The organism is Streptomyces sp. CB01201, assembly GCF_002803085.1.
In the GTDB taxonomy this organism is placed as follows: domain Bacteria; phylum Actinomycetota; class Actinomycetes; order Streptomycetales; family Streptomycetaceae; genus Streptomyces; species Streptomyces hundungensis.
In genome coordinates this window covers 662,957-675,172 of sequence record NZ_NNBJ01000001.1, presented here as the reverse complement: position 1 = coordinate 675,172, position 12,216 = coordinate 662,957, and the positions used below count along the sequence as shown (strand labels likewise).

Sequence of the window (12,216 nt, the reverse complement as noted above, 5' to 3'; positions counted from 1 at the left end):
GCCTGCCGAATCTCACTCCGCATCCACCGCCGGTTCGAGCGCCTTCCCCAGGAGACTCACCAGCTTGAGCAGGTCGTCGGCGCCCAGTCGCGCGAATGGACTCAGGGCCAGAGCCGCCTCGATCAGCGCGGACCGCACCCGTCGGCCGTCCTTCGTCAGCACCGCGACGCGTGAGCGGCGGTCGGCGGGGTCGGTGGAACGTTCGACGAGTCCCCGGCCGGCGAGCTGATTCATGACGAAGCTGAGGTTGGGCGCGTTGCAGTACAGCCGGCCGGCCAGCTCCTTCATCGAGGGCGGCGCCTCGGCCGGGTCGATCGCCCAGAGTGCCTGAGCGGTTGCCTGCGTCAGACCGTGTTCGGCCAGGACGGTCTCGATCCGGTCGCTGGTGCGCATGAAGATCTCATGGTTCGCCGCTACCGCCGCCTCAAGGGTGCCTCGCGTCATGGCCTCATCCTAGCCTTCTCCTTCGAGTCTCGAAGTGTTACGTTCCTTCGAGACTCGAAGTAATCGGTCCTCGTTCCCGCTGCGGACACGAGGCCGTCCGCCTGGCGGGCCGCTTCGCGCGCCCCTCCTTCCCGGGGCCCGCTCGCTCTGACACGGCCCGGCACACAGCCGAACAGGGAGCACCGCCCCATGCACGACTACGCGAACACCACCGCTCTGGTCACCGGCGCATCGAAGGGGTTGGGCGAGGCCTACGCACGGGAACTCGCCTCCCGAGGCGCACACCTCGTCCTCGTCGCCCGCTCGGCCGACGCGCTTCACGCCCTGGCCGGGCAGCTCCGGAAGGCCCATTCCGTCCGGGTCGACGTGATCGCCGCGGACCTGTCGGACCGGCGGTCCCCGCAGGCGGTGGTCGACGCCGTCGGGGAACTCGGCCTCGACGTGGACCTCCTGCTCAACAACGCCGGGATGGGGTCGGTGGGGCCCTTCCTCAGCCGCCCCCTCGAACCCAACCTCCAGTCCGTCGACGTGAACGTCACCGCGCTGATCGGCCTGGTCCACCTCCTGGCCCCCGGCATGGTCGAACGCGGCCGCGGCGGAATCGTCAACGTCGCCTCCACCGCCGCCTTCCAGCCCATGCCGTACCAGGCGAGTTACGCCGCCACCAAAGCATTCGTGCTCTCGTTCACCGAGGCGCTCGCCGAGGAGGTCCGCGGTACCGGCGTGCGCGTGATGGCGGCGCACCCGGGAGCCACCGACACCGGATTCTTCGACCGTACGACCGCGACCATGGACCCGAGGGCCACGGACACCCCCGCCGACGTCGCCGCCAGAACTCTCGACGACTTCGCACGCGGCCGGTCCATCTCCTTCCCCGGACGCGCCTACAACCGCGTCGGAGCCTGGGCGGCGCGCCTGCTCCCCCGGACCGCGGTCGCGCGCGTCACCGGCAACCTCAACCGCAGGGCCGGATTCGACGACGTGAGCGACCTCGACCCCGCCACCTTGTGACGCCACGACCCGCGGCACGAGGACTCGGCGTCCCGCCCCGGTCGGTGACGAGGTCAGCCGTCGGCGAGGCGCTGGATCACCGCGCCCAGCCAGGCTTCGAGTTCGGCGGGGTTGCCGAGCTCGGACCGCAGCACGCGGCGGCGGGTCGAGACACCGAGCACGAAGGCGTCGATCGCGGCGGCGCGGCGGCGGGCCTCCGCGTCGTCGAGGCCGCTGTCGCGCAGGTAACGGCGCAACGGCTCCAGCGAGTTCGCGTCGAGGAAGGAGGCGAGGGCTTCCGCCGCCTCCGGGCGCTCGCCCGACGCGCGTTGCAGCACCAGCAGCGGGTCCTCCCCCGGATCACCGGACCAGCGCCGGACGATGCTCGCCGCGAGCCGCACGCCCAGCTCGGACCGCTCGCCGCCGAAGGAGTCCTCGACCGGGATCTCCACCCGGGTCGCGGCGACGAACAGGCCTTCCTTGCCGCCGAAGTAGCGCGTGATGAGGTTGGGCGACACACCGGCCGCATCGGCCACGCCCTTGACCGTGATCGCCGTGTACCCGTGCCGGGCGAACTGCCGCCGGGCCTGCTCAAGGATCCGCTGCCGGGTGGCCGGGGCGTTGCGCGAAGTCATGTGTACGAGCATACACATCATGTGTATCGTCATACACATGATGGACGAACTGCGGGACCGACTGCGGACCACCCGGCGGGTCACCACCCCCTGGAGCGGCGACGAAACGCGCGGGATCACCGGCGCCCGGCTCGACGAGCTGCTCGCGCGCTGGGCCGGCGACTACGACTGGGACGCGCACGAGCACCGCATCCGCGCGCTCCCCTGGGCAACGGTGGGCACCGACCTGCGGGTGATCCACCAGCGGTCCGCGGATCCCGGGGCCCCGGTCGTCGTGCTGCTGCACGGCTGGCCGGATTCGGTGCTGCGGTTCGAACGCGTCCTACCGCTGCTCACGGACGTGCACGTGGTGGTCCCGGCGCTGCCGGGCTTCCCGTTCGCGGCCTCGCTCACCGCGGCCGGGATGTCGGCCGGCCGGATCGCGGAGATCGTCGCGGCCGGTCTCGCCGAACTCGGCTACGCGCGCTACACGCCGTCGGGCGGCGATGTCGGTGGCACGGTCGCGGAAGTCCTCGCGGGCCGCCATCCGGACCGGACGGCGGCCCTGCACCTCACGAACGTCGCCCCACAGCGGGCGCTGACGGCGGACCCGACGACGCTCGCCCCCGACGCCGTCGCGTATCTGAGCCGGGCGGCGCAGTGGTTCCGGAGCGAGGGCGGTTACATCGCCGAGCAGTCCACGCGGCCGAACACCCTCGCCGTGGCTCTCGGCGACTCACCGGCCGGCCTTGCGGCGTGGCTCGCGGAGAAGCTGGAGTCCTGGGCCGGTGCAACGGCGTTCACCCTGGACGAGTTGCTGACCTGGATCACGGCGTACTGGGTCACGGGCACGATCGGCACCTCGTTCGCGACGTACACCGAAGCGGTCACCCTCCCGGACCGGATCGAGACGCCGACGGTGCTGTCGATCTTTGCGGACGACATCAAGCCGGAGCCGCGGAGCTATGCGGAAGCGTTCCTGAACGTGCGCGCGTACGTGGAGCACCCGGTCGGTGGCCACTTCGCGGCTTGGGAACAGCCGGAAGCGTATGTCCGCGACCTGCACCGCGCGGTTGAGCTGGGCGGGTAGGCCGGGTCGGGTGAAAGTCCGGCCGCAGGTGCGGGTGGAGGGTGTTGCCGGCCCTCCGGTTGATCCCTGCTGGGGCTGAGGCCTTGAGGAGGTACGGGCAGCCCTCGCCGAGCCAAGCACAGGGAGGCAGTGGACGGCGGCGAGTGACACCCAGCAGCCCGGCGGTGTACGGGTCGAGGTGCGCAACCCTGGTAAATGGTCACGCGGTCTCCCCTGCCCGACCATCACGTAACTCCCCACGTGCTTGTGGTGGGGACGCCTGGTGGGTCGCGGGTCAGTCCCACCAGAGCACGACCAGCAGGTGGCGCTCGGCTGCGTCGAGGTAGAAGTCGCGCAGGGCGTTGAAGTGCTCCAGCAGGTACGCCCGCAGGCCGCCGGTGATGGGCCCGCCCATCAGACCGATCAAGGACTCGGCCTCACCCTCGTCGGCCGGCAGGGCGGCGAGAAGGGCGGGCATGTCGATCCGGCCAAGTAGTGCGGAGACCTGCGCCACTTCAGAGATGCCGAGGCCGGTGGGCGCGGCCCCGAAAGGGGCTATGGCGTGTGGGTAAGTGTCGAGGAAGACCAGGTCAAGAGCGCTCTCGCCGTCGGTGGCGCGCCGCAGAGCATCGAGATGGGCCGCGTCGAGCCCGGCCACCTCGCCGGCGCGTCTCAGCAGCGCCGGCGCCCAGTCCAGGTCCAGGACGTCGTTCGCCGGTGGATCCCAGTGGTGGTCGCCGTCCGATGACGCGGCGGCGGACTGACGGCATGCGGCGAGGTACTCCTCGGGTATGCGGGCGAGTTGCTGGGTAACGGCCATGACGGCAGTATCCCTGGCGCGTCCATCATTCAGTGCCGGGCCCCGGGCGCCGCCGGCCCATGGGACCCGGCACTGCCGTGCGGGCCCTGGCTTCTGCACCCACCATGCCGAGGAGACCGGCCCCTGATTGTTTCGACCAAGGCTGCGGAGCAGAGCTCCATTAGCTCCGCCAACCGGCTCGGCTGGTCGGCTTCGGGCGGCGACCGCAGGACCAGGGAGTCGAACGCGACAGCACCGCAACGGCATCGGCCCGACAGGGGACGCCGGGTCAACCCCGGTAACGGGCTCGCCCCGCGGCCGCGGCGACCGTCAGCGGGACGGTGAGGATCGCGGCGGTCAGGAACAGGCCCCCGTACGCGTGGTGTTCGGCAGGTCCGGCGGCGAGGGCGCTGGCCAGAGCGCTGCCGACGTAGAGGGCCAGGCCGAACATCGCGACGCCGGTGGCGCGGGCCGCCGGGGACAGGCCGGTGGCCCAGGACTGGATCGTGGAGTGCATGAACGACCACCCGCCGCCGAGCAGCAGCGTGCACGCCACCAGCGCGGGCACCGATCGGCTGGCCGCAGCCACGCCGAAGGCCAGTGCCATCTGCACCCCGCCGGCCACGATCAGGCGCACCGGCGTCCAGCGTCCGACCAGCCGCTTGACCGTCTGGGACGCGGCCATGGAGCCCACGCCGTACAGCGCGGACACCGCACCGGCCAGGGTCGCCGAGGCGCCCTGGGCCTCAAGGGCCGGCGCGATGTAGGTCAGGAAGCCGAGCAGGACGGCGCCTTCGAGCAGGGCGACGGCCATGACGTACCACTGCCAGCGGGACCGCAGAACAACCTTGAAGGGGGCGAGCAGCGCGCCGGGCGCTGCGCGCGGCGGCTCCGGCAGACGGCGCAGGGCGAGCGCCAGATAGGCGGCGATCAGGCCGGGCAGGGCGAAGACCAGCCGCCAGCTGACGTAATGCGCGAGTGCGCCGGCGACGACGGTGGCCACGGCGGTGCCCAGGGCGAACGCGGTCATCAGTTCGCTGAGCGGGCGTTGGCGCACCGCGGCGGGCACGGTGTCCCCGATGTACGTGATGGACGCGGCGATGGACGCGGCGAAGAACGCGCCTGCTGCGACGCGCGCCACGATCAGCACTGCCGCGTCGGGCGCGACCACCGAGCAGAGTGCCGCTACGGCGGCGCCGGCCAGGGACATCCGCATCACACGCACCCGGCCGAGTCGGTCACTGGCCAGACCCCAGACCGGCTGCATCAGGCCGTAGGCGAGGAAGTAGCCGCTGGCCGCGAGCATCACCGTGGGCAGCGAGACGCCGAGCTGCGTGCCGATGAGCAGCAGCATGGGGGTGATGCAGAAGCGGTCGAAGTTGCTGACGAATCCGGCGGCGCGCAGCAGCCGCAGGGAGGCGGCGGGGAGCGCGGGGGCAGAGGGGATCGCGGGGGGCGCGGCGGCGGTGCGTGCTGAGTCGGTGGTGTCCATGGGGCTCCTTGTGGCGTGCCTGCCGGTCCTGACGAACCGGCAGCTCCAGCTCACCACCGGCGGCGATCGAGGCGGGGCCCCAGCCGATTACCCTTGCTCACACCCTGGGGGCATGTCGCACGCCCCCCGGGAGGTAGTCCGCGGTGCGAGGGGGAGGGAGCATGAGCGGCGGAGGAGCCAACGGCCCGGACCGCGAGTTGGGCGCGTTCCTGCGCTCTCGGCGGGAGCGGCTGGCCCCGGCCGATGTGGGGCTGCCCGGTTCACCGCGGCGTCGTACCCCTGGGCTGCGGCGCGCGGAGGTCGCGGCGCTGGCCGGCATCAGCAGTTCCTGGTACGCGTGGCTGGAGCAGGGGCGTGTGCGTACGTCGGAGCAGGTGCTCCGGTCGGTGGCCCGGGCGCTGCACCTCGACGCGGACGAGACCGCGCATGTGATGTCCTTCGTGGCCCACGCCGCGCCGGCAAAGCAGCCGCCGGGGTGGGTGTCGCGCAACCTGCTGTCCCTGGTGGAGTCGCTTGCGCCGAACCCGGCCGTGGTGCTCGACCCGCACTGGGACCTGCTGGCCTGGAACTCCGGGTACACGGCACTGCTCACCGATCTGGCGCGGCTGGCGCCCAAGCAGCGCAATCTGCTGTGGCTGGTGTTCCGCTGGCCGCCCGCCCGTACGCTGCTGGCCAGTTGGGAGCATGAGGCGCGGAGCCTGCTGGGCCAGTTCCGGGCGAAGGCGGCCCGGCATCCGCAGGACGGCCGGTATGCCGAGATCACCGCGGAGCTGCTTGCCGACCCGGATGCGGCGCGTTGGTACGGCGACCGGGAGACCTCGGCCTTCCATCCCGCCGTACGTCACTTCCGGCATCCGGTCGCCGGTGATCTGCGTCTGCGGTACGTCAAGCTCGCCGCGGTCGACGAGCCGGGCCACCATCTGCTCGCCTACCTTCCTGACGACCGCGCGACGGAGTCGGCGCTGGGGTTGCTGGTCGGGTGAGCCGGTGCGTCACGGGGCGGCCGCGCGCGGGCAGCGGTGACGGCCCGACCGCGCCGGTGGGCTGCTGTCGGGCCGTCGCCTTCACCGGTCACCGTCACATCGCGCGGGCCGGTGCCTCGGGAAGTGGGCACTGCGGGGTGGGTGTCAGGAGGTGAGCACCGCCTTCATCACCGACCCTTCGGCGACCGCGCCGAGCGCTTCGGTGTGCTGTTCCAGGGGGAACCGGGTCACCAGGCTCGCCAGGTCGAACCGGGTGGTGAGGGCGGGCAGCAGGCGGACGTATTCGACGAGATGGGCGCCGGTGAAGGCCCAGGAGCCGACGACGTCCAGCTGCCGGTGGACGATCTGGTGCGGGTTGATCAGGGTGTCCCCGGCGTCCGTGTACTGGCCGATGATGAGGTAGCTGCCGCCCCGGCGGGCGAGGGTGAGACCCTGCCCGACCGCGGCCGGCACCCCGGCGCACTCGATGACCAGGTCGGCGCCGTCCCCGCCGGTGGCCGCCCGTACCTCGCGCAGGATCTCCTCGGGGTCGTCGGCGTCGGCGATGTCCAGGTGGATGTCGCCGATGCCGGCGGCGGCAGCCAGGTCGAGCCGACCGGCCGGGCCGCCGACGACGATGACCCGGGAGGCGCCCGCCAGTTGCGCGAACGCGGCCGCCGCGAGGCCGACCGGGCCGCTGCCCTGCACCACCACGCTCTCGCCCAGCCGCACCGGCCGCCGCTCGTAGAGGGCGTGGGCCACGGTGGGCCCGGCGCAGGCCAGCGACATGGCGGCGAGCGGGTCGATGCCGTCGGGCACCTTGATGACGGCGGTGCCGGGCTGGAGCACGATGTGGTCGGCCCACGCTCCGGAGAGCTCCGGACCACTGTCGACGGCACGGTTGACGCCGTAGGTGCGGCGTTGCTCGCACAGGGTCGGTTCGCGGTGCAGCCGGCAGGGCGGGCAGACACCGCAGGCGATGGAGGACGCCCACATCACCGTGTCACCGGCCGCGAGCGGCGCTCCGGTGGCGTCGCGGTGCGTACCGGCGCCCAACTCCTCTATGACGCCCAGGCCTTCATGGCCGAGGACGAGCGGGACCGGGATGTCGAGGTGCCCCTGCCGCAAGTGCAGATCGGTGCCGCACACCCCGCCGTAGCCACACGCGACGATCATGCCGCCGTCCGGGGCCGGGGGCAGCGCGAACTCCCGTAGTTTCAATGGGGCGTTGAACTCCTCCAGGACGACGGCACGTCCGGTGCGGGGCGTCATGACGTCACCGTACGCAGCGCGAGCGCCGCGGAGAAGGGCGCGTCCAGGGGGCGCAGCGGCTCGGTGTCGCGGCACACGACGTAGTCCGGACGCGGGGCGCCGGCGGGCCGCGGCAGGTTGGCCGTGTCGTTGTAGGTGGCGATCAGCAGACGGCGGGCGAACGGCGACATGTTGGGTGCCGAACCGTGCACGATCTCCGGCGAGAACAGCACCACGGAGCCGGCCGGCCCCTTGGGACTGGTCATGCCGTGCCGGTCGACGAGTGTGGCGAGCTGCTGCGGGGTCAGCGAGATGTCGTCGGGGTCGAGGTGCTGGTCGGACTTGGCGCTGGCCGAACGGCCCTCGCGGACGAGTCCGTCGCGGTGCGAGCCCGGCAGGAAGATGACGGGGCCGTTGAATTCTGTGACGTCGTCCAGGAAGACACCGATGCTGGTCTGCCGCGGGGCGGGAAGCCCGTCGGCGAGGCGCCAGGCCAGGTAGTCCTGGTGCCAGGCCCACTTGTCGCCGCCGAAGGCCGGCTTGGCGTTGATCTTGAACTGGTAGATGTAGACGTCGTCCGTGAGCAGCTGCTGGACGGCCGGCAGGATGCGGGGGTCGCGGACCAGGCCGGCGTATTCGGGTTGGCGCTGGTGCGAGGAGTAGACCGCGCGCACCTCCGTGCCGCCGTCCTCGGTCACCAGTTGGGGGCCGGGGGTCTTGACGTCCCGGTCGAGGGCCGCCCGCAGCGTGTCCACCTCGCGGGGGTCGAGGAGGGCTTCCAGCGTCAGGAATCCCTGGTCGTGGTACTGGTCGACCTGGTGCCGGGTCAGTCGCATGGGTTTCTTCTCCTGAGGATGTGGGGTGTGGTGTGTCGATGCGTGTGCGGGTGGGGTGGGGCCGTACAGGTCGCAGAAGGGGACGCCGTCGAGCAACTCCAGCTAGCGCTCCAGGACTTCGGGGGCGAACGCCTCCCCGCCGAAGGCGGCGAGGCGCAGGTGCCTCGGCGGGGAGTCGGCGATGCCGCCCTGCTGGAGCATGCCGTGGTAGAGCGAGGGCACGGCCACGAAGTGGGTGATGCGCTGCTCGGTCAGCCAGCCGACGACATCGCGCGGGAAGGCGCGCAACAGGTCCGGCATCAAGACCGTGCAGGAACCGGCGGCGGCGGCGCTGAACAGGTCGAAGGTGGTCAGGTCGAAGGTGAGGGCGGCCTGGGAACCGATCCGGTCCTCGGGGGTGAGCCCGAACTCACGGGCGGCCCACAGAGCGTAGTGGGCGACGTTGCCGTGCGAGAGCAGGACGCCCTTGGGCCAGCCGGTGGAGCCGGAGGTGAACAGGATGTAGCCGCCGCGGTCGGTGGGTGCGGGCAGCGGACCGGGCCGCTCGTCGGGGGCCAGGACGCGCAGTCGGTGCAGGCCGTGGTCGAGGGCCTCGCCCTCGGCCGGGGCGCCGTCGCGGGCCCGGACGGCGGCGCGGTGCGCCCCGGCCAGGGCGCGGTCGCTGGTGAGCAGCTGCGACAGGCCGGCGTTGCGGATCATGCGGGCGGTGCGTTCCGGCGGGTCGGCCACGTCCAGGGGCGCTGCCACCGCACCGGCCCGCAGAGCCGCGTACAGGGCGATGACGGTGGCCGGGGTCTTGGGGGCGTAGACGCCGACCCGGTCGCCCGGGGCGAGCCCGTCGGAACTCAGCCGGGCGGCCAACACCTCTACAGCGTGGTCGAGTTGGGCGTACGTCCAGCTTTCACCGGCGCCTTCGAGCGCGGGGCGCCCGGGGTGGAGGCGGGCGGAGCGGGCCAGGAGTGCGTCGAGGCGTACGGGGTTCTCCGTGGCCGCCGGTGCGGTCGTCGCGGCGTGCGCGGGAGCGGTCATCGGACGGCCTCCGCGGCGGGGGCGCCGACGTGCGCGTCGAGGAAGTCGCCGACGGACTCGATGACGAGGTCGGGGCAGACCAGGTACGGGTAGTGGTCGCAGCCTTCGGGCACCAGGCGCCGGAACGGGCCGCGCACCGCGCGGGCGGCGGCGTCGAGCTGGCCGAGGGAGCCGTATTCGTCCGCGTCGCCCTGGATCATCAACACCGGCGCGGTGACGTCCAGATCGCCCTCGATGTCCCAGTCGCGGAAACCGGGCGAGAGCCAGACTCCGGACCACCGGTCGAAGACGCCCCGGGGGTCGTCGTGCACCAGGGCCAGCTTCTTGGCGAGCGGACCGGCCTCGTAGGAGGCGCGGGCGGCTTCGATGCCGAGGCGGTTCTCCTCCTCGAAGTACAGGTGCGGACCCATGCCGACGACGGCCGCCACCGGACGCACCGAGGCGTGCAGCAGCGCGATCGAGGCGCCGTCGCTGTGGCCCACGAGGACGGGGCGGTGCAGTCCGAGGGCATCGAGCAGCCCCGGCAACAGGTCCTGGGCGTGCTCGTGCATGTAGCGCGGGGTGCGGGGCAGCGGGTCGGGTCCGCTGCCGCCGTGGCCGTGCCGGGAGTAGACCAGGGCGCGGCGCCCGGTGGCGGCGGCGAGTCGGGCGGGAAAGCGGCCCCATGCGGCGACGCAACCGAGTCCGCCGTGCAGGAAGACCAGCGGCGCCAGGTCCGGGCGGCCGTCGATGAGGACGTGTTCGACAGGACCACGAGCCCCGCATCGCGGCAGTCCCCGCAAGCTGGCAGTTGGCCGAGCGCACCGAGCTGGACTGGGCGGAGCTGGCCGGACTCCCCCTGATCATCAACACGGTGAGCGGCACCACGTTCCCCGACATGTGGCCGGACGGAAGCCGTCCCGAGGTCGGCGCCGAGTGCCGCAACTTCGACGAGTGGCTGGAGCAGGTGGCCGTCGGCCTCGGCGTGGGCACCGCGCCGGTCGCCGCCGCCCGCCGCTACACACACCCCTTCGTCCGCCTGGTCCCGCTGACCGGAGCACCCCCGGTCCCCGCCTACCTCGCCCACCCCTCGCACGGCGCCCACCCCCAGGCCGCCCGCTTCGCCCACCACGCCTGGCGGGCGGCCGACGAGCTGGGGGCCTCCTAGGAGGCCGCCTCCCGGCTCCCGGTCCGCCATCGACGATCTTCAAGTCGGCCCAGGATGGCGGCAGTTGGCCACGACGCTTCATTGACATGGCCCAGTCACGCTCCTTACGGTCGAGCGATCACTGTTGTCTGAGAGGAGTCAAGATGGCACTGAATCCTGCCCCTGCAACGGGCACCACTGTGGAAGCACCGTCTTACGAATCGCTGGTGGAGGACGCCCTGCGCGAACTCTCCGCTGCCGAGTCGGACGCGGTTCTTGAGCCGGTGGGCAGTGGCGACGAAGGGCCCCTGATGGCGTGGTTCGTCGCCACCTGATCGCTCCTGACCGGCATTATCGGGTGTTCCAGCCGCAGGACGTTCCTGCGGCTGGAACACCGATGGAAGCGATCACAGGCCATGGGAGAAGAAGCATCTTGAGCGTCTTGCAGACCGGCCCCGAACTCCAGGCCGGCGTGGATTCCCTCCTTGACCGGTACGTCGGCGTCTCCCCCGACGATCACTGCATCGTCGCCTTCTCCCCGGACAGCCGGGAGGCGGCCGCCTGGCTGGTGGCAGGGCTGAGGCAACGCAACCTCCGCACGCAGGTCGTGGGTATGCGCCCGCTCGTGGACTACGAGTTCGCCCAGCGCCTGAACACCGCGGTCGCGGAGGCCGATTCCCACTCCGGTCGGCTCGTCGTCCTTACGCTCGAACGGGACACGATGTCCCACTTCGGGCCCCTCGCCGACGTGCTACAGCGGGTCGGTGGTGATCGGTGCATGGTGGTACGCATCATCAGCGCGTCGCGTGAGTTCTTCGAGCAGGCCCTCAACCTCGGGCCGGAGGAACTCAGTGCGCGCAACGCCGCGCTGTTGACGCGGCTGACCCGGGCGCGCAATCTCCGGATCCGCACGCGTGGCGGTACCGATCTCCGGATCACTCTCGATGCGGACCGATTCGACTGGATCAGCAACCGCGGAGTGTGGCGGCCCGGCGGCTTCACCATTCTCCCCGCGGGCGAGATCGCCACGTACCCGGCCCGCATCGACGGCCGCCTGGTGGCCGACGGCGCGCTGAATTGCAACGTCATCACACGGATCGACACCCGGCTGGCAGCCCACCCCCTGACGGTCGACATCACCGACGGGCGTGCCACGCACGTCGAGTGCGCCGGCGCCGACGTCCGCGAACTGGTGGAACTCTGCTTCAAGCAGCCCAACGGCACCCGGGTCGGTGAGCTGGGCTTCGGCACCAACAGGGGAATCGGCCGGTTCATCCCCGCCAACTCGCACATCAACGAGCGGCGCGTCGGCGTGCACATCGGGTTCGGCCAGCACAACCAGGACCGCTCCGCGGTCGACTACGAGGAGAAGGTGCACCTCGACCTCATCACCGATGGCGCCGAGGTGTTCGTCGACGACGAGCCCTCGCCGATCGACCTGGCCGACTTCCCGTTGACCGGGGACGAGCATCCCGCGCTCGTGCGGGACGAGGACATCACGGGCGACTGCTGCGGGTTCGGCTACGGCCAGTTGGCCGATCCAGCCGCGGGGGCTCCGGGGGCTCCGATCGGATGAGTGCGCGCACGCTGAGCAAGAAACTGTC

At 71.8% G+C, this 12,216-nt stretch carries 14 protein-coding genes; 6 read left to right on the top strand and 8 right to left on the bottom strand.

Features of this window, described 5'->3' with window-relative positions; genetic code table 11:
* Positions 1 to 12: 12 nt before the first annotated feature.
* Positions 13 to 444: a MarR family winged helix-turn-helix transcriptional regulator gene (locus tag CG740_RS03045; protein WP_100573282.1), complete on the bottom strand. Its 432-nt coding sequence runs from the start codon at positions 442 to 444 to the stop codon at positions 13 to 15.
* 189 nt (positions 445 to 633) lie between these two features.
* On the opposite strand from CG740_RS03045, the gene CG740_RS03040 reads away from it, so the two are divergent.
* Positions 634 to 1,455 (top strand): SDR family NAD(P)-dependent oxidoreductase, encoded by an 822-nt coding sequence (locus tag CG740_RS03040; RefSeq protein ID WP_100573281.1) that lies wholly within the window; start codon positions 634 to 636, stop codon positions 1,453 to 1,455.
* A 53-nt stretch (positions 1,456 to 1,508) separates the two neighbouring features.
* Here the strand turns inward: CG740_RS03040 and CG740_RS03035 are convergent, their stop codons facing one another.
* Positions 1,509 to 2,069, bottom strand: coding sequence for a TetR/AcrR family transcriptional regulator (locus CG740_RS03035; protein WP_100573642.1), 561 nt, complete (start codon positions 2,067 to 2,069; stop codon positions 1,509 to 1,511).
* Between the two features lie 19 nt (positions 2,070 to 2,088).
* Between CG740_RS03035 and CG740_RS03030 the strand changes: the two genes are divergently transcribed.
* A complete protein-coding gene (locus CG740_RS03030; RefSeq protein WP_234376015.1) occupies positions 2,089 to 3,138 on the top strand; it encodes an epoxide hydrolase family protein in 1,050 nt (349 codons plus the stop codon).
* 274 nt (positions 3,139 to 3,412) lie between these two features.
* Here CG740_RS03030 and CG740_RS03025 read toward each other — a convergent pair whose 3' ends face one another.
* Together CG740_RS03025 and CG740_RS03020 are read right to left on the bottom strand one after the other, a co-directional pair.
* Entirely contained in the window at positions 3,413 to 3,937 is a 525-nt protein-coding gene (locus CG740_RS03025) for a DUF1877 domain-containing protein (RefSeq protein ID WP_100573280.1), read from the bottom strand.
* A 268-nt stretch (positions 3,938 to 4,205) separates the two neighbouring features.
* Positions 4,206 to 5,408, bottom strand: coding sequence for an MFS transporter (locus tag CG740_RS03020; RefSeq protein ID WP_100573279.1), 1,203 nt, complete (start codon positions 5,406 to 5,408; stop codon positions 4,206 to 4,208).
* A 161-nt stretch (positions 5,409 to 5,569) separates the two neighbouring features.
* Here CG740_RS03020 and CG740_RS03015 point away from each other — a divergent pair, with 161 nt between their 5' ends.
* Positions 5,570 to 6,391, top strand: coding sequence for a helix-turn-helix domain-containing protein (locus CG740_RS03015; protein ID WP_100573278.1), 822 nt, complete (start codon positions 5,570 to 5,572; stop codon positions 6,389 to 6,391).
* Between the two features lie 144 nt (positions 6,392 to 6,535).
* Here the strand turns inward: CG740_RS03015 and CG740_RS03010 are convergent, their stop codons facing one another.
* The 4 genes from CG740_RS03010 to CG740_RS02995 form a co-directional block, all read right to left on the bottom strand.
* Positions 6,536 to 7,642: a zinc-binding dehydrogenase gene (locus tag CG740_RS03010; protein ID WP_100573277.1), complete on the bottom strand. Its 1,107-nt coding sequence runs from the start codon at positions 7,640 to 7,642 to the stop codon at positions 6,536 to 6,538.
* On the bottom strand, positions 7,639 to 8,457 hold the full coding sequence (locus CG740_RS03005; RefSeq protein WP_100573276.1) for a phytanoyl-CoA dioxygenase family protein: 819 nt from the start codon (positions 8,455 to 8,457) through the stop codon (positions 7,639 to 7,641). Before CG740_RS03005 ends, CG740_RS03010 begins: the two co-directional genes overlap by 4 nt.
* A gap of 102 nt (positions 8,458 to 8,559) precedes the next feature.
* On the bottom strand, positions 8,560 to 9,486 hold the full coding sequence (locus tag CG740_RS03000; RefSeq protein WP_100573275.1) for an AMP-binding protein: 927 nt from the start codon (positions 9,484 to 9,486) through the stop codon (positions 8,560 to 8,562).
* Positions 9,483 to 10,268 carry an alpha/beta fold hydrolase gene (locus CG740_RS02995; RefSeq protein WP_100573274.1) on the bottom strand — a complete coding sequence of 262 codons (786 nt, stop codon included), beginning with the start codon at positions 10,266 to 10,268 and terminating at the stop codon, positions 9,483 to 9,485. The genes CG740_RS03000 and CG740_RS02995 overlap by 4 nt, the downstream gene beginning before the upstream one ends.
* Before the next feature lie 8 nt (positions 10,269 to 10,276).
* On the opposite strand from CG740_RS02995, the gene CG740_RS02990 reads away from it, so the two are divergent.
* The 3 genes from CG740_RS02990 to CG740_RS02985 all read left to right on the top strand — a co-directional run bounded on the left by CG740_RS02990 (position 10,277) and on the right by CG740_RS02985 (position 12,188).
* Positions 10,277 to 10,633, top strand: a complete 357-nt coding sequence (locus CG740_RS02990) for a LysR substrate-binding domain-containing protein (protein ID WP_159030208.1) — start codon at positions 10,277 to 10,279, stop codon at positions 10,631 to 10,633.
* A gap of 143 nt (positions 10,634 to 10,776) precedes the next feature.
* Entirely contained in the window at positions 10,777 to 10,947 is a 171-nt protein-coding gene (locus CG740_RS39525) for a hypothetical protein (RefSeq protein WP_159030207.1), read from the top strand.
* A 98-nt stretch (positions 10,948 to 11,045) separates the two neighbouring features.
* Positions 11,046 to 12,188, top strand: coding sequence for a hypothetical protein (locus CG740_RS02985; protein WP_159030206.1), 1,143 nt, complete (start codon positions 11,046 to 11,048; stop codon positions 12,186 to 12,188).
* The last annotated feature ends 28 nt before the right edge of the window (positions 12,189 to 12,216 follow it).